Source organism: Amycolatopsis sp. NPDC114478, assembly GCF_055633805.1.
This window is the reverse complement of the sequence record NZ_JBVKDO010000002.1, coordinates 538,535-554,089: the sequence shown is the minus strand read 5'-3', so window position 1 is coordinate 554,089 and position 15,555 is coordinate 538,535. Positions and strand designations below refer to the sequence as shown.

The following is a 15,555-nucleotide window of genomic DNA, read 5'->3' as shown; positions in this document are numbered from 1 at the left end:
CTTCTGTTCGCGACACGCCGGACCGGGTGGAATGTGATTGCCCCGGAAGTGGCGGATGGGGACGAAGCGACAAAGCTGACACGGTTGGGGCGGGCGGGGTCCTTCGCGTTGCGAACGACCAGTAGTCTCCGCGCTGACCTGGAAGTTCTCGACCTCGAGGAGCCGTGGATGACGCTGGCCGGGACGCGCTCGACCAAGCGCGAGCGCTGGGGCTGGTATTTCTACGACTGGGCGAATTCGCCGTTCTATTCGTCGTCGACGACGGTGTTCGGCGCGCTCTCGATGAGCGGGATCGCGGCGGCGGACGCGAAGACGAACTTCACCCTTAATGGGGACCGTCCGTGCGTCGACGCGGCGGGCAAGACGGACACGCTGCACAACTGCGACGTGTCGTTGTTCGGGCTGCACTTCCCCGCCGGTTCGGTGTGGGGGTACCTGCTGTCGGTGGCGACGGTGGTGCAGGTGCTGGTGCTGCCGATCGCGGGTGCGGTGGCCGACCGGAGCCACAACAAGCGGCGGATCCTGGGCGGGTTCGCGTTCCTGGGGGCGGCCGCGGCGGCGGCGATGTTCTTCCTCGCGGGGTCGGACTGGCAGCTGGGGGTGGCGCTGTTCGTCGTCGCGAACATCGGGTACGGCGGCTCGCTGGTCGTCTACTACTCGTTCCTGGTGGACATCGGCGGGCCGGACGAACGGGACGACATCTCGGCGAAGGGCTGGGCGTTCGGGTACCTGGGCGGTGGGCTGGCGCTGGCGTTGCAGCTGGGGTTCTACCTCGGGCACGACACGTTCGGGGTGAGCGAGGGCATGGCGGTGCAGATCTGCTTCCTGACCTCGGGGTTGTGGTGGGCGGCGTTCACGGTCCCGGCGGTGCGGGCGCTCCCCCGGCGGCACACGCCGGTGGACGTGGTGCCGGGGAAGTCGGTGTTGCGGGCGGGGTTCGCGGAGCTGCGGCAGACGATCGTGTCGGCGAAGGCGTTCCCGTTGACGCTGGCCTTCCTGGGCAGCTACCTGGTCTTCACCGACGGCATCAACACGGTGGTGACGGTGTCGGCGCAGTACGGGAAGGACGAGCTGGGCTTCGGCAACAGCGTGCTGATCGTGACGATCCTGGTGATCCAGTTCGTGGCGTACCTGGGCGGGACGCTGCACGGGCTGGTGGCGCGGCGGATCGGGGCGAAGCGGACGATCCTGGGCAGCCTGGTGGTGTGGGTGGCGGTGCTGGCCGGGGCGTACTTCGTGCAGCCGAAGCAGCTGGTGCAGTTCCTGGCGGTGGCGGTGGGGATCGGGCTGGTGCTGGGCGGCACGAACGCGTTGTCGCGGTCGTTGTTCAGCCAGATGATCCCGGCGGGCAAGGACGCGCAGTACTACTCGCTCTACGTCGTGGGTGAGCGCGGGACGTCGTGGCTCGGGCCGCTGGTGTTCGCCGGGGTCGGGCAGGCGACGGGGTCGTTCCGGCTGGCTATCGTCGCGCTGGTGATCTTCTTCGCGGCGGGGCTGGTGCTGGTGTGGCTGGTGCCGGTGCGGCGGGCGATCGTGGCGGCGGGCAACACCCCGCCGGAGGTCCTGTGACGGGGTCGCGGCGGTTGTCACGCGGCGTGCTGTGACAGTTTCGGGGGGTGTTGTACCGGCCTGTCCTGGACGAGTGTCCAGGGACCGCTAGGGTCGGGTGTCGTGACCTTGTTGAACGACCGGGCCGGCGGCCCCGATCCGACCGACGCCCTCTCGTCGGTTCCCGCGGCCGGTTCGCGGCGCGGGACGCCGCCGGTGGGCAGGCTGAAGTTCTGCTACGGGCCGATGGACTGCGGAAAGTCGACCCTGGCGCTGCAGATCGACCACAACCACGCGCGGCAGGGCAGGCGGGGGCTGGTGCTGGTGCGCCACGACCGGTCGGGGGCGCCGCAGATCTCGAGCCGGATCGGGTTGAGCCGGCAGGCGGTGGAGGTCGGCGAGGACACCGACGTGCGGGACCTGGTGCGGCAGGAGTGGGCGCGCGGGCAGCACGTGGACTACGTGGTGGTGGACGAGGCGCAGTTCCTCTCCCCCGGGCAGGTCGACCAGCTGGCGGAGCTGGCCGACGAGGTCGAGATCGACGTGTACTGCTTCGGGATCGCGACGGACTTCCGGAGCCGGTTGTTCCCGGGGGCCGCTCGTCTGTTCGAACTGGCGGACGAGCTGCAGCCGGTTCAGGTGGAGGTGTTGTGCTGGTGCGGGCTGCCGGGGCGGTTCAACGCGCGGGTGCTCGAGGGCGAGGTTGTGCGCGAGGGCGACACCGTTGTGGTGGCAGATACCGAACAATCCGTAGTTGAATCTTCAGCTTTGGCGGGTTTTGAGGCCGAAAACGCTACTGTGCGTTATCAGGTATTGTGTCGCCGCCACTTCCGATCGGGTGACTTGGGGCCCGTTACTGGTCGTCACGGTCAGTTACGGTTGACCTGACATGGGCGTCAGTAGCCCATCCGGGGGATATCAGCACTAAGAAGGCCGTATTGACGTCACGCCGGAGCGCGAAACGCCTCCTACTAGAGGAAGCTGATGCCGTTGGGTGACGCAGCTCATCGTGAGCAACGACATGGTGTCCCGGGAATCCTCGGGGCCCCCAGGTCGTTGCATAGGGTGAGCATCACCCTGGCTCCACCCGGAGCTGACTGAAAGGACCCATCATGGCCGACCGTGTTCTTCGTGGAAGCCGGCTGGGAGCGGTCAGCTACGAGACCGACCGCAACCACGACCTCGCCCCACGCCGCACCGTGCGCTACGCCTGCCCGAAGAACCACGAGTTCGAGGTGCCGTTCTCCGACGACGCCGAGATCCCGACGGTCTGGGAATGCCGGCTGCACGGCAGCGAATCGGAGATCGTGGACGGCGGGCAGCCCGAGCAGAAGAAGGTCAAGCCGCCGCGCACCCACTGGGACATGCTGCTCGAGCGGCGCACGATCCCCGAGCTCGAGGACCTGTTGAACGAACGTCTCGCCGAGCTGAAGGGCCGGCGGACCTCCCGGTCCGCGTAACGCCCGTATCCAGCGTCGGCCCGTAGCCACCGCTCCCACCACAACGGAAAGGCCCCCGCCACCTCCCCCGGCGGGGGCCTTTCGCTTGCCCGGAGGGCGGCGTCACCGATCAGGAATCCGCCGCCGCGTCGTCAGTACTGCCGACCCCTGGCACCGGTGGAAGGATCGATGACCATGACCGACGCGGCCCGGTTCGCGCTTCTCGTCGAGCCGCACCGGCGTGAGCTGCAGGTGCACTGCTACCGGATGCTCGCGAACTTCGAGGACGCCCAGGACCTGACGCAGGAGACGTTCCTGCGGGCGTGGCACAAGCGGGAGTCGTTCCGGGGCCACGCCGCCCTGCGGACCTGGCTGTACCGCATCGCGACGAACGCCTGCCTCGACTTCCTGGACAAGCGCAAACCCGAGCTGCCTGGCGAGGACCTCGAGCTGCCGTACCTGCAGCCCTTCCCCGACGGGATGCTCCCCGAGGACCCGCAGGAGTCGGTGGTCGCGCGGGAGACGATCGAGCTGGCGTTCATCGTCGCCGTCCAGAACCTGCCGCCGCGGCAGCGGGCGGTGTTCATCCTGCGTGACGTCGTCGGCTGGCCGGCGTCGAAGGCCGCCGACGCCCTCGAGCTGACCGTCGCCTCGGTGACCAGCGCTCTGCAGCGGTCGCGCGTGACGATGCGCGAGCAGCTGCCGGACCGCCGCCTGGACTGGCGCAGCCCCGCCACCCACGAGCTGTCGACCGACGAGCGCGGCGTGGTGAAGGCCTACATCGACGCCCATGAGCGCAACGACCTCGCCGCGCTGACGGCCCTGCTGCGCGACGACCTGCGCTTCGCGATGATGCCCGACCCGGGCACCGTGACCACTACGGCCGAGGAAGCGGTGGACGGCTGGGTCTCCGGCGGGCTCTTCCGGCCCGGCCACGACGACTGGCGCGGGATCACGACGACGGTCAACCGCATGCCTGCCGCCGCGCTGTACGTCCGCACCGCCGACGCCCCGGAGCACCGGCTGTTCGCCGTCGCGCTCCTGCACGTCGTCGACGGGAAGATCGCCGAGCTCACCGGGTTCGACGTCAGCGGCAAACCGTGGCTGGGCCTGCCGCCGACGCTGTGATCACCTCGTCTCGTACCGGGTCAGCACCGCGCCGCCGGGGAATGTCCGCGTCTCGACCAGGTTCAGGTTCACCCAGCTGTCCAGCGCCGTGAAGAACGGCGTGCCGTCGCCCACCAGGACCGGGTGGGTGACCAGTAGGTACTCGTCGACCAGTCCGGCTCGCACGGCGGCCGCGGCGAGCGTCGCGCCGCCGATGCTCATCGGGCCGTCGTCTTCGGCTTTGAGCCGGGTGATCTCGGCGACCGCGTCGCCGGTGACCAGGCGGGTGTTCCAGTCGACCTTGTCGACCGTCGAGGAGAACACGACCTTCGGCGTGTCGCGCCAGTTCCGCGCGAAATCGATCTGCGCCGGCGTCGCGTCCGGCTGCTGGTCGCCGGTCGGCCAGGAGGAGCTCATCGTCTCCCACAGCTTCCGCCCGTACAGCGACAGGGTGATCGCCCGCTCCCGGTCGAGCCACCACTCGAACAGCTCGTCGCTGCGCCCGTTGCTCCAGCCGATGTCGTCGCCGGCCGCGGCGATGTAGCCGTCCAGGGTGAGGTTCATGCCGAAGGTCAGTTTCCGCATCGTGCCAGCCTTCCGTGGGTCGGTCTCCCCCGTACAGACGGGCGCGGCGCGGAAACCTAATCGGTGCGGAACGGACCTCGCAGGGCTGCCCACTGCAGGAGCATGATGGTCTTGGCGTCGGCGATCTCGCCCGTCTCGATCATCTTCAGCGCGTCCTCGAAGCGCAGCTCCAGCACCTCGATGTCCTCCCCCTCCTCCGCGAGCCCGCCGCCCTCCCCTCGGTCCGCCGGGTCGTAGGGCGCCGCGTAGCAGTGGAGGCGCTCGGTCACCGAACCCGGGCTCGTGTACACGTCGAACACGTGCTCCAGCGCGCCGATCCGCACACCCGTCTCCTCTTGCGCCTCCCGGCGGATCGCCGTCTCCGGGTCGTCGGTGTCCAGCAGGCCCGCCGCCGTCTCCAGGAACATGCCGTCCGGGTGGTCGTTGACGTACACCGGGTAGCGGAACTGGCGCGTCAGCAGGACCGTGCCGCCCGCGGTGTCGTACAGCAGGACCGTCGCCCCGTTGCCGCGGTCGTAGGTCTCGCGCTGCTCGGTCGTCCAGCGGCCGTCGCGGTGCTGGTAGTCGAACGTCGTGCGGCGCAGGACGTACCAGGCCGACGACAGCAGTTCCACGTCTCGCACCCGGACACGCGGATTGCGGGACAGGCTTGTCGAAGAGGTCATACCGCGACCATAATGTGCAGGACTCGGCAGAAACAAGGAGGATCGTGCATGTTGGTCGGGGAACGCCGTGACCTGCTGCTCGCCCGGCTCGCGACCGAGGGCAAGGTGCTGGCCAAGGACGTCGCGGCCGAGCTGGGCGTCTCGGAAGACAGCATCCGCCGGGACCTGCGCGACCTCGCCGCCGCCGGGCTCTGCCAGCGCGTCTACGGCGGGGCGCTGCCCGTCTCCCCCGCCGTCGCCGACTACGCGAGCCGGACGGCCATCGCCGTCGACGGCAAGGACCGGGTCGCCCACGTCGCCGCCACGCTGGTCCGGCCCGGCTCGACCGTCATCCTCGACGGCGGCACCACCACCCTCGCCGTCGCGAAAGCCCTGCCCAGGGACCTCCAGGCCACCGTCGTCACGCACAGCCCGACCATCGCCGTCGCCCTGCTCGACCACCCCGGCATCGACGTCTTCCTGCTCGGCGGCCGCCTGTTCCGGCACTCCGCGGTCACCTGCGGCGCCGCCGCGGCCGAGGCCGCCCAGGCGATCAGCGCCGACGTCTTCCTCCTCGGCGTCACCGGCGTCCACCCCGACGCCGGCCTCACCACCGGCGACGCCGAGGAAGCCGCCATGAAACGCACCCTCGCCCGGCGGGCGGCCGACACCTACGTGCTGGCCAGCGCCGAGAAGATCGGCGCCGCCTCACGCTTCACCGTCCTGCCCCTCGCCGACGTCGCCGGCGTGATCACCGACGCCGAGAACGTGCAGGAACTTGCAGAGCGGGTGCCGATCCTGCCGGCGTGACCTCGACGTACCACTCCCGGCCCGCCACCACCGCGAACAGCGGTGCCGGCAGCCACACCAGCAGGCGCAGCACCGCCGCGAGCCGCCCGCTGCCGCGGACGTCGGACACGTGCGCCGCCAGCGCGGCCTGCTTGCGCCCGGCGAAGCGCCGCACGTCGAACCGGTGCGTGACCGACGCGGCCGGGCTGTAGGCGCGCTTGAGCGCTTCGGCGTCGTAGTCGAACGGGATCCGCAGCGCCCGCAGGACCCGGACGAACCGCTGCGCGAAGTCGCGGGGCAGCGTGGCCTCCAGCAGCCGCGTCCCGGTCAGCCGCGCCGCCCGCCGGGCGACCTGGTGCACCTTGACGTGGTCGCGGTGCCCGTAGCCGCCGTTGGCGTCGTAGCCGAGCAGCAGGTCGGCGCGTTCCTCGTGCAGGATCGCGGCGAGCCGGTGCGCGGCTTCCTCGGTGTCGGCGCGGGCGAAGCGCTGCCGGCCGGGCGGGTCCGCGTACAGCTCCGGTCCGTGCCCGCTGTCGGCGTACCCGAGGTGGACGACGCGCCGGACGCCGAGGATGGCCGCGCTCGCCTCCAGTTCGGCCCAGCGCGGGGTCGGGTGTTCGGCGGCCATGCCGTCGGTGGCCACGACGACCACCACCCGGTGCCCGTCGGCCGCCGCGCGGGCCAGGGTGCCGCCGCTGAGCAGCACGGGGTCGTCGGCGTGCGCGTGGAAGGCCACGATGGTCGTCATCCGCCCCATGATGGCCGAGAACGGGAGAAGACGACGTGAGTGAACACCGGGTCCGGTTCGCGGCGCTGTTCGACGCCGAGGTGCGCCCGCACAACGAGCGCTTCGCCGCGGCCGCCGCGGTCAAGCCGGGCGAGGACGTCCTCGACGTCGGCTGCGGCACCGGCGAGTCCACGCGCGAAGCCGCGCGGGCGGGCGCGACCGCGCTGGGCGTCGACGTCTCCGAGCAGGCGATCGGCAAGGCCCGCGAACTCGGCGGGGCGAGCTTCGAGGTCGCCGACGTGCAGACCCACGAGTTCCCGCCGGCCGCGTTCGACGTCGTGCTCAGCCGGTTCGGCGCGATGTTCTTCGCCGACCCGCCCGCCGCGTTCGCCAACCTCGCCCGCGCCCTGCGCCCGGACGGGCGCCTGGTGCTGCTGGTGTGGCAGGAGCGGGACCGCAACGAGTGGTACTCGGTGCTGCACGACGCCGTCGCGCCCGGCACCACCCCGCCACCCGCCGGGCCGCACTTCTCCCTCGGCGACCCCGGCCGCACCCGCGCGCTGCTGGAAGGGGCCGGGTTCGGCGACGTCGAGTTCACCGAGCTGCGCGAGCCCGTCTGCTACGGGCGCGACGCGGCGACGGCGTGCGAGTTCGCGCTCGGTCTCAAGGACGTCCAGGAGCTGCGGCCCACCGAGCAGGCCGCGAGCCGGCTCAAAGCCGCCTTCGCCGCCCACGAGACCCCGGACGGCGTGCTGCTGGGCGCCCGGACGTGGATCGTTACCGCGCGGCTCAACCGCGCTTGACCAGGCGGCGCAGCTGCTGCCAGCGCCGCTCGGCGCCCCACGTGGCCACCCGCAGGAAGGCCTCGCGGATGATCGAGCCGTCCATCTTCGACTCGCCGATCTCGCGCTCGGTGAAGGTGATCGGCACCTCGACGATCTCGAACCCGGCGTCGGCCGTGCGGATGGTCAGGTCGATCTGGAAGCAGTAGCCGTGCGAGTTGACCTCGTCCAGCGCCAGCTTCTCCAGCACCGGACGGCGGTAGGCGCGGAACCCCGCGGTGATGTCGCGGGTGCGCATGCCCAGCGCGACCTGCGAGTAAATGTTCGCGCCGCGCGAGAGGACCTGGCGCTTCAGCGGCCAGTTCACCACCGCGCCGCCCGGCACGTACCGCGACCCGATCGCCAGGTCGGCGTCGCCGACGGCGTCCAGCAGGCGCGGCAGGTCCTCCGGCGCGTGCGAGCCGTCGGCGTCCATCTCGACGATCGTGTTGTACTCCCGCGCCAGGCCCCAGCGGAACCCGGCGATGTAGGCGGCGCCGAGGCCCGCCTTCTCCGTGCGGTGCAGCACGTGGACGTGGTCGTTGGCGGCCGCGCGTTCGTCGGCCAGCTCACCGGTGCCGTCCGGGCTCCCGTCGTCCACCACGAGCACGTGCACGTCCGGGAGTACCTTGTGCAGGCGATCCAGGATCGGGCCGAGGTTCTCCCGCTCGTTGTACGTCGGGATCACCACCAGCACCGGCTCGATTCCCCGGGCCCCCCGCGGCGCCTGCGACATCCGTGCTCCTCCGATATCCGCGGCGGTCAGTCCGCCGCTTCCCCTGCCGTGCCGGCGCTGGTGCGCCGGGTGCGAAAACGGAGCACGAGCCCGCCGGCCACCCCGGCGATCGCCAGTGCCAGCAGCCCGTACTCCGTCCACGCACCGAGTCGATCCGACAGCGTAGTCTGCGTCCGCAGCGGGACGCGCCCGACCAGGGAATCCGCGGTGAAAAGGCCCGTTGAGCTGGTAACCGTCCCGTCCGGGGCCACGATCGCGCTCACTCCTGAGACGGCGGACACCACGACCGCACGGCCGTGTTCGACCGCCCGCAGCCGCGACATGGCCAGCTGCTGGACGCTCATCTCGCTCTCGCCGTACCAGGCGTTGTTGGTCGGCACCACGAGCAGCTCGGCGCCGTCGCGGACCGCGTCGCGGCCCGGGTAGTCGAACGCCACCTCGTAGCAGACGAACGTGCCGACCTTCGTCCCCGCGACGGCCATGGCCTGGTTGGCGCCGTCGCCGGGGACCATGTCGACGGTCTCCTGGTCGAGGAACGGCGTGACGACCTCGGCGACCTTGCGGGCGGGTACGTACTCGCCGAAGGGCACCAGCTGCTGCTTCGCGTAGCGCTGTCCCGGCCCGGTGCGCGGGTCCCAGGCGATGACGGAGTTCTGCAGGTGCCCGTCGGGCAGCTCGTAGAGCGCGCCGATCAGGGCGGGCACGCCGAAGCTCGCCACGAGCTGGTCGACCTGGGGGTCGGGCCCGGTGATGGTCGTCGCGCTCTCCGGCCACAGCAGCAGGTCCGGCTTCGGGACCCGGCCGGCGCGGACGGCGTCGAGCAGCCGCCGGCTCTCGGCGATCGTGTTGCGGCGCAGCACCACGCGCTCGCCCTGCAGCGCCAGCCCGATGTTCGGGGCGTTGCCCTGCACGGTCGCGACGGTCAGTTCGCCGTCCTGCGCGCCGGTGCCGACGGCCGGCCACAGCGCCGCGCCGGCCACGACGGGCAGCAGCGTGCCCACCGCGGCGAAGACGGCCGGGCGGGTGAGCTTGCGCGTCTCCCACAGCCGTGCGGCGAGCGCGGCGAGGCAGAAGCCGCTGAGGACGACGGCGAGGCCGACCAGGGGTGCGCCGCCGATGGAGGCCAGGGGCAGGAACGCGCCTTCGGGCTGGCTGAAGGCGACCCGGCCCCACGGGAAGCCGCCGAAGGGGAACCACGCGCGCGGGGTCTCCAGCGCGATGAACACCAGCGCGGCCCACAGCGGCGCGAGGGGCAGGCGGGACACCCACGTGATGAGACCGCCGGCGAGGCCGTAGTAGAGCGCCAGCGCGAACGACAGGCCCAGCCACGGCCACGGCCCGAAGTCGGGGCCCAGGAAGTCCAGCAGCCACGTCAGCAGCGGCAGGAAGAACACGAACCCGAACGCGAAGCCGTAGCCGAACGCGCCGCGGAAGGTGCGCCCGCGCAGCACGAGCGCGAACCCGGCGAAGGCCAGCGGCGCGAGCCACCACAGCGGGCGCGGCGCGAAGCTCAGGTAGTAGGCGAAGCCGGACGCCAGCGCGGCGGCCAGGCGCACCAGCCAGGCACGCGGGAACCGCCGGGTTCGCGAAGGTTGGTGCGGGGCGCCCGGTTCGGGGTCGGCCACGGTGACTGCCACGGTGCCAACTCTAGGAGATCGCGTCGTGGAGGACGGCACCCGCGCGGACCGTGCGCAGGCAGCGCGGCAGGACGGCGTCCGGTTCCAGGCGCGGCAGGGGCGGCACGCCGGCGCGTGGGTCGGTGGACCAGCGCTGCACGCGGCTGTCCGGCGTCGCGACCACGAGGTCGGTCGCGTCCCAGATCGCGTAGTGCGCCGGGGCACCGGGAACGAGGCTGCCGGTGACGCCGTCGTTGACCCCGGCCGCGCGGTGCCCGGCCCGGGTGTGGGCGGTGAACGCCGCGCGCGGGGACAGGCCGGCGCCCGACGTCCGGTGGTAGGCGGCGGCGCGGACGCTCGCCCACGGGTCCAGTGGCGTGACGGGCGCGTCGGAGCCGAAGGCCAGCAGGACGCCTTCCGCGGCGAGCGTGGCGAACGGGTTGAGCCCGGCCGCGCGGTCCGCGCCGAGCCGTTCGGCGTACATGCCGTCTTCGCCGCCCCAGAGGGCGTCGAACAGCGGCTGCATCGAGGCGACGGCGCCCCAGCCCGCCAGCTGCTTGGCCTGCTCGGCGGTGACCATCTCCAGGTGCTCGAGGCGGTGGTGGCGCGCGGCGAGGGCCCGCTGCCCGACTTCCTTTTCGGCGAGCCGGAAGCCTTCGACGACCTCGGCGACGGCGGCGTCGCCGATGACGTGGAACCCGGCCTGCAGCCCTGCTTCGGTGCAGGCGGCCAGGTGCTCGCCGATGCGGTGCGCGTCGAGGTAGAGCGTCCCTTCGCCCACGTGATCGGCGTAGGGGGCGCTCAAGGCGGCGGTGTGGGAGCCGAGGGCGCCGTCGACGAACAGGTCGCCGGCCAGGCCGCGGGCGCCGAGCGTCTTGGCGGTGTCCACCGCGCCGAGTTCGCCCCAGTAGCCGACGACCTCGGGCGTGCCGGGGCCGGCGAGGGCGAGCAGGGCGGCGAGGTCGTCGCGGCCGGAGATGTCCGGTCCGGCGCATTCGTGGACGCTGACGATGCCCTGCTTCGCGGCTTCGGCGAGGAACGCCCGCTGGGCGCGTTCACGCTGGTCCGGGGTGATCGCGGCGCGCACGGCCGCGCGGACGGCGTGGTGGGCGGTGCGGGTCAGCGGGCCGTCGGGCGACCAGCCGTCGGCGTCCCGGGCGGCCGGGGCCAGCTCGACGAGGGCGGTGGAGACCAGCGCGGAGTGGACGTCGACGCGGCTGAGGTAGACGGGCGTCCCGCCGGCGGCGTCGTCGAGCTCGGCGCGGCTGGGCAGCCGCGGGTCGGTCCAGGCGCTTTCGTCCCAGCCGTGGGCGAGCAGAACCTGGCCGGGGACGACGGCGTCGCGCACGCGGCCCAGCAGCTCGGCGCCGCCGCGGACGCCGGTCAGGTCGAGACCGGTCAGGTGCAGGCCGGTGGCGGTGGCGTGGACGTGCGCGTCGACGAAGGCCGGGGCGACGAAGGCGCCGTCGAGGTCGACGATCTCGGCGTCCTGGTGCAGGGCGCGGGCCGGGGCGTCCTGGCCGACCCAGACCACGGTGCCGCCGGTGACCGCCATCGCCGTGGCGTCCGGGCCGGCGGGGGTGTAGACGCGCCCGCCGAGCAGGAGCGTCGTGTGTTCGTCCGTCACACCCCTGAGTCTGCCCCGGTCGGGCGGGCCTACTGCACCTGGGGGAACCCACCCCAGCAAGCAGGAAGATTTACGTCGTGAGAGCGTTGTGGCAGGATATTTTAACGTGTTCCCGACGACTAGGAGTACAAGTGACTGCGATCCAGGAACCTGTGACGCCTGCCGCCGCCTTTGACCAGCCCTACGAGTACGCCCGCGCCGAGCTGGTGGAACCCGACTGGCGCCGCTTCCCCGGCTGGCACGACGTGACCGAGGCCGAGTGGCGCGACGCGCAGTGGCAGCGCGTGCACTGCGTCCGCAACGTCAAGCAGCTGCGCGCCCTGATGGGCGACCTGCTGGAGGAGCGCTTCTACGACGACCTGCTCGCCGACCAGCGCGAGCTGGCGACGATGTCGATGCTGCTGCCGCCGCAGATGCTCAACACGATGGCGCCGACGGCCGGCACCGACCCGGCGAAGGTCACCGAGGCGTTCTACGCCGACCCGATCCGCCGCTACATGCTCCCGGTTCGCAGTGATCGTGACGCCACCTGGCCGAGCCACCCCCACTCCGAGCGGGACTCCCTGCACGAGGCCGAGATGTGGGTCGTGGAGGGCCTGACCCACCGCTACCCGACCAAGGTGCTGGCCGAGATGATCTCGACTTGCCCGCAGTACTGCGGGCACTGCACCCGGATGGACCTCGTCGGCAACTCCACGGAGACGGTCGAGAAGCACAAGCTGACGCTCAAGCCGGTCGACCGCCAGGACGCGATGATCGCGTACCTGAAGAAGACCCCGGGTGTGCGCGACGTCGTGGTCTCCGGCGGCGACGTCGCCAACGTGCCGTGGCCGCAGCTGGAGTCGTTCCTGATGCGGCTGATGGACATCGACACCGTCCGCGACATCCGCCTGGCGACCAAGGCCCTGGCGGCGCTGCCGCAGCACTGGCTCCAGCCGAAGGTCGTCGAAGGCCTCGAGCGCGTCGCCGTGACCGCCCAGCGCCGCGGCGTCAACCTGGCGATCCACACCCACGTCAACCACGCGCAGTCGGTGACGCCACTGGTGGCCGAGGCCGCCCAGACGGCGCTCAACGTCGGCGTCCGCGACGTCCGCAACCAGGGCGTGCTGATGCGCGGGGTGAACGCGACCCCGGCGGCGCTGCTGGACCTTTGCTTTGCGCTGCAAGGGGAAGCGAACATCCTGCCGTACTACTTCTACATGTGCGACATGATCCCGAACGCGGAGCACTGGCGGGTTTCGGTGTGGGAGGCCCAGGAGCTGCAGCACGCGATCATGGGCTACCTGCCGGGCTACGCGACGCCGCGCATCGTGTGCGACGTGCCTTACGTCGGGAAGCGGTGGGTGCACCAGCTGGCCGAGTACGACCGGGAGCTGGGGATTTCCTACTGGACCAAGAACTACCGGACCGGGATCGAGCTGGAGGACCCGGAGGCGTTGCAGCGCCGGTACCCGTACTACGACCCGATCTCGACGCTGCCCGAGGCCGGCCAGACCTGGTGGGCCAGCCAAGGCAGCTGAGGCGAGTCTCCACCGGTGCCGCCGGATCCGAGCCGATCGGACCCGGCGGCACCGTTTTACGTCGGATTCCGACCAGGTCGCGGCGCAGTTCATGAATCGATTTCCGCGCGCCCGGTTTTCTGCGCCACTCGGCCGCTCCCGTTACTCGCACCCCCATATCGAAACAGTTCCGTGACCTTGGCCGGGCGTCTGGGGTGAAACGCCGGAACCGGATGCGACGACTAGTACAACGGGTAACCACCCTGCTACGCGAAACAGCGCAACGCCGGTTGGGCCGCCCGCACGAGCCGGCTCTCCGCCTTGCGCCCGGGAGCTCGGTCCGTTCCGCCGGACGGGGGTGGAAATGCGCCGGACGTTCGTCGTCGCCGACTTCGTTGCTCCTGCCGGGTATGAAGACCGGCTCAAACGGGTGCTCACCGATCTGCACGACGGCCTCGGGCCGACGCTCGCCGTCGCCGTGCTCGGGCTGCGTGCCGCCCGGGACCTGCTCGCCCGGGACCGCGTGGCCGCCGGGGATCTGCTGGCGCGGCTCGAAGACGAGCTCTACCGCGCCATCACCGACCTGCGCCGCATCGTCGCCGACGCGCGGCCGCCGGCGCTCGACGACGCCGGGCTCGTCCTGGCCGTGCGCCGGTACGCCGAAGCGCTCACCGACCGGGTGCCCGCCGAACACGGCCCGCTGCGCGTCGACCTCGAGGTCCACGCCGAACTGCCGCCGCTGCCGGCGGAAGTCGAAGTCACCGCGTACCGGATCATCCGGGAGGCCCTGGTGAACGTCGCCCGCCACTCCGGTGCCCGCCAGTGCACCGTCCACCTGTGGCCGCGCGACGGCGACCTGCACGTGGAGATCGTCGACGACGGGGTCGGCACCGACGGCGAGGCGCTGCCCACGGTCGGCGGGACCGGGCTGCGGTCGATGCGGGAACGCGCCGGCGACCTCGGCGGCGGCTGCCGGGTCGAGCCGGTTCCCTCGGGCGGCACGCGGATCGCCGCCTGGCTCCCGCTCGCCAAGGCGTGACGCCGTGTTCGGCACCCTGCGCGTCCTCGTCGTCGACGACCACCCCGTCTTCCGGGCGGCGCTGCACGCGCTGCTCGACGGCACCGACGGCATGGAGGTCGCCGGGGAAGCCGCCGACGGCCACACCGCCGTCGCGCTGGCGCACCGGCTGGAACCCGACGTCGTCCTGATGGACCTGAACCTGCCGGACCTCGACGGCGTCGAAGCGACCCGGCGGATCGTGGCCGCCGCGCCGCACACCGGCGTGCTCATGCTGACCATGTTCGAAAACGAAGCCGCGGTGTTCGCCGCCATGCGCGCGGGCGCCCGCGGCTACCTGCTCAAGGGCGCCCGCAACGAGCAGATCATCCGCGCCGTCCGGGTGATCGGCGACGGGGAAGCCATCTTCAGCCCGGCGATCGCCACCCGGGTGCTGTCCCTGCTGGGCACCGCGACCCCGCGCGACGAGTCGTTCCCGCGGCTCACCGCGCGCGAAAAGGAAATCATGCTGCTCATCGCGCGCGGCATGGGCAACGCCTCGATCGCCGACCAGCTGGTGCTGAGCCAGAAAACCGTGCGCAACCACGTCTCCCACATCTTCCGCAAGCTCCGGGTCACCGACCGCGCCCAGGCCATCGCCAAGGCCAGAGAAGCAGGCATTGCCCGATCGGAGTAAGGAAAGCGGGACAGGTCGGGACTCCTCCTCCCTGTTCGGCGGGACCCCGCACCCCCGATCCTGGGAACCGACATCGTCCGAGGGAGGGCTTCACCGATGATCACCGACCAGGTTCCGGTGCTGCTGCACGCCACCGACACCATCACCCGCGCGGGCGTCACCGCCGCGCTGCGGTCACGCCCCGAAATCCGCTTCGCCGACGAGGGCGGCGGCGACCACGCCGTGGTGCTGGTCATCGTCGAACGCCTCGACGAGGAAGCCCGGCAGCTGCTGCGCAGCCTCCAGTGCGCCGGCCACGCGGGCATCGTCCTGGTCGCCGGGGAAGTGGAGGACTCGGAACTGCTCGACGTCGTCGGCAACGGCGTGTCGGCGATCATCCGCCGGGCCGACGCCACGCCCGACACCCTCGTCCGGCTCGTCAAGACCGCCGCGGCCGGCGACGGCGCGCTGCCGCCCGACCTGCTCGGCCGCCTGCTGTCCCGGGTGTCCCGGCTGCAACGGGACGTGCTGCACCCGAACGGGTGGGACCTCGCCGGGATGTCCCAGCGCGAGACCCGGGTGCTGCGGCTGGTCGCCGACGGCTTCGAGACCAAGGAGATCGCCGACCAGCTGAGCTACTCCGAGCGGACGGTGAAGTCGATCCTGCACGACATCACCAACCGCTTCCAGCTGCGCAACCGCGCCCACGCGGTGGCGTTCGCCATGCGCGAAGGCCTGATCTGA

At 71.7% G+C, this 15,555-nt stretch carries 16 protein-coding genes; 10 read left to right on the top strand and 6 right to left on the bottom strand.

Features of this window, described 5'->3' with window-relative positions; all coding sequences use genetic code 11:
* The first annotated feature begins 168 nt into the window (after window positions 1–168).
* From ACZ7OH_RS07240 to ACZ7OH_RS07225, 4 genes are all read left to right on the top strand, one after another.
* Window positions 169–1,569, top strand: coding sequence for an MFS transporter (locus ACZ7OH_RS07240; protein WP_470280033.1), 1,401 nt, complete (start codon window positions 169–171; stop codon window positions 1,567–1,569).
* Between the two features lie 102 nt (window positions 1,570–1,671).
* A complete protein-coding gene (locus ACZ7OH_RS07235) occupies window positions 1,672–2,436 on the top strand; it encodes a thymidine kinase (RefSeq protein WP_470280032.1) in 765 nt (254 codons plus the stop codon).
* Between the two features lie 224 nt (window positions 2,437–2,660).
* Window positions 2,661–3,008 carry an RNA polymerase-binding protein RbpA gene (locus tag ACZ7OH_RS07230; RefSeq protein ID WP_003081521.1) on the top strand — a complete coding sequence of 116 codons (348 nt, stop codon included), beginning with the start codon at window positions 2,661–2,663 and terminating at the stop codon, window positions 3,006–3,008.
* 168 nt (window positions 3,009–3,176) lie between these two features.
* Window positions 3,177–4,115, top strand: coding sequence for an RNA polymerase subunit sigma-70 (locus ACZ7OH_RS07225; RefSeq protein WP_470280031.1), 939 nt, complete (start codon window positions 3,177–3,179; stop codon window positions 4,113–4,115).
* Here the strand turns inward: ACZ7OH_RS07225 and ACZ7OH_RS07220 are convergent, their stop codons facing one another.
* Together ACZ7OH_RS07220 and ACZ7OH_RS07215 are read right to left on the bottom strand one after the other, a co-directional pair.
* Window positions 4,116–4,679, bottom strand: coding sequence for a dihydrofolate reductase family protein (locus tag ACZ7OH_RS07220; protein ID WP_470280030.1), 564 nt, complete (start codon window positions 4,677–4,679; stop codon window positions 4,116–4,118).
* 56 nt (window positions 4,680–4,735) lie between these two features.
* Window positions 4,736–5,344, bottom strand: coding sequence for an NUDIX domain-containing protein (locus ACZ7OH_RS07215; RefSeq protein ID WP_470280029.1), 609 nt, complete (start codon window positions 5,342–5,344; stop codon window positions 4,736–4,738).
* A gap of 48 nt (window positions 5,345–5,392) precedes the next feature.
* Between ACZ7OH_RS07215 and ACZ7OH_RS07210 the strand changes: the two genes are divergently transcribed.
* Entirely contained in the window at window positions 5,393–6,133 is a 741-nt protein-coding gene (locus ACZ7OH_RS07210; protein ID WP_470280028.1) for a DeoR/GlpR family DNA-binding transcription regulator, read from the top strand.
* On the opposite strand, the gene ACZ7OH_RS07205 is transcribed toward ACZ7OH_RS07210, so the two are convergent.
* Window positions 6,075–6,860, bottom strand: a complete 786-nt coding sequence (locus ACZ7OH_RS07205) for a PIG-L deacetylase family protein (RefSeq protein WP_470280027.1) — start codon at window positions 6,858–6,860, stop codon at window positions 6,075–6,077. The two genes, ACZ7OH_RS07210 and ACZ7OH_RS07205, sit on opposite strands and share 59 nt — an antisense overlap.
* A gap of 35 nt (window positions 6,861–6,895) precedes the next feature.
* On the opposite strand from ACZ7OH_RS07205, the gene ACZ7OH_RS07200 reads away from it, so the two are divergent.
* Window positions 6,896–7,642, top strand: coding sequence for a class I SAM-dependent methyltransferase (locus ACZ7OH_RS07200; RefSeq protein ID WP_470280026.1), 747 nt, complete (start codon window positions 6,896–6,898; stop codon window positions 7,640–7,642).
* On the opposite strand, the gene ACZ7OH_RS07195 is transcribed toward ACZ7OH_RS07200, so the two are convergent.
* From ACZ7OH_RS07195 to ACZ7OH_RS07185, 3 genes are read right to left on the bottom strand one after another with little or no spacing between them, the layout of a single operon-like run.
* Window positions 7,629–8,396 (bottom strand): polyprenol monophosphomannose synthase, encoded by a 768-nt coding sequence (locus ACZ7OH_RS07195; protein ID WP_470280025.1) that lies wholly within the window; start codon window positions 8,394–8,396, stop codon window positions 7,629–7,631. The two genes, ACZ7OH_RS07200 and ACZ7OH_RS07195, sit on opposite strands and share 14 nt — an antisense overlap.
* 26 nt (window positions 8,397–8,422) lie before the next feature.
* Complete coding sequence (lnt, locus tag ACZ7OH_RS07190; protein WP_470280024.1) at window positions 8,423–10,033, bottom strand: apolipoprotein N-acyltransferase; 1,611 nt, start codon at window positions 10,031–10,033, stop codon at window positions 8,423–8,425.
* 10 nt (window positions 10,034–10,043) lie between these two features.
* Window positions 10,044–11,639 (bottom strand): amidohydrolase, encoded by a 1,596-nt coding sequence (locus ACZ7OH_RS07185; protein ID WP_470280023.1) that lies wholly within the window; start codon window positions 11,637–11,639, stop codon window positions 10,044–10,046.
* A gap of 131 nt (window positions 11,640–11,770) precedes the next feature.
* Between ACZ7OH_RS07185 and ACZ7OH_RS07180 the strand changes: the two genes are divergently transcribed.
* The 4 genes from ACZ7OH_RS07180 (at window position 11,771) to ACZ7OH_RS07165 (ending at window position 15,555) form a co-directional block, all read left to right on the top strand.
* A complete protein-coding gene (locus ACZ7OH_RS07180; protein ID WP_470280022.1) occupies window positions 11,771–13,159 on the top strand; it encodes a KamA family radical SAM protein in 1,389 nt (462 codons plus the stop codon).
* Between the two features lie 343 nt (window positions 13,160–13,502).
* Window positions 13,503–14,177, top strand: coding sequence for a sensor histidine kinase (locus ACZ7OH_RS07175; RefSeq protein WP_470280021.1), 675 nt, complete (start codon window positions 13,503–13,505; stop codon window positions 14,175–14,177).
* A 4-nt stretch (window positions 14,178–14,181) separates the two neighbouring features.
* Complete coding sequence (locus ACZ7OH_RS07170; RefSeq protein WP_400907153.1) at window positions 14,182–14,832, top strand: response regulator; 651 nt, start codon at window positions 14,182–14,184, stop codon at window positions 14,830–14,832.
* Between the two features lie 96 nt (window positions 14,833–14,928).
* The gene (locus tag ACZ7OH_RS07165; protein WP_470280020.1) at window positions 14,929–15,555 is read left to right on the top strand and encodes a response regulator transcription factor; all 627 of its coding nucleotides are present in this window, start codon (window positions 14,929–14,931) and stop codon (window positions 15,553–15,555) included.

Coding starts and splice junctions, on each gene's coding strand:
- ACZ7OH_RS07225 (WP_470280031.1), top strand. CDS start 3,177: ATGACCATGACCGACGCGGCCCGGTTCGCGCTTCTCGTCGAGCCGCAC.
- ACZ7OH_RS07165 (WP_470280020.1), top strand. CDS start 14,929: ATGATCACCGACCAGGTTCCGGTGCTGCTGCACGCCACCGACACCATC.
- ACZ7OH_RS07175 (WP_470280021.1), top strand. CDS start 13,503: ATGCGCCGGACGTTCGTCGTCGCCGACTTCGTTGCTCCTGCCGGGTAT.
- ACZ7OH_RS07205 (WP_470280027.1), bottom strand. CDS start 6,860: ATGACGACCATCGTGGCCTTCCACGCGCACGCCGACGACCCCGTGCTG.
- ACZ7OH_RS07215 (WP_470280029.1), bottom strand. CDS start 5,344: ATGACCTCTTCGACAAGCCTGTCCCGCAATCCGCGTGTCCGGGTGCGA.
- ACZ7OH_RS07195 (WP_470280025.1), bottom strand. CDS start 8,396: ATGTCGCAGGCGCCGCGGGGGGCCCGGGGAATCGAGCCGGTGCTGGTG.
- ACZ7OH_RS07230 (WP_003081521.1), top strand. CDS start 2,661: ATGGCCGACCGTGTTCTTCGTGGAAGCCGGCTGGGAGCGGTCAGCTAC.
- ACZ7OH_RS07240 (WP_470280033.1), top strand. CDS start 169: ATGACGCTGGCCGGGACGCGCTCGACCAAGCGCGAGCGCTGGGGCTGG.
- ACZ7OH_RS07210 (WP_470280028.1), top strand. CDS start 5,393: ATGTTGGTCGGGGAACGCCGTGACCTGCTGCTCGCCCGGCTCGCGACC.
- ACZ7OH_RS07220 (WP_470280030.1), bottom strand. CDS start 4,679: ATGCGGAAACTGACCTTCGGCATGAACCTCACCCTGGACGGCTACATC.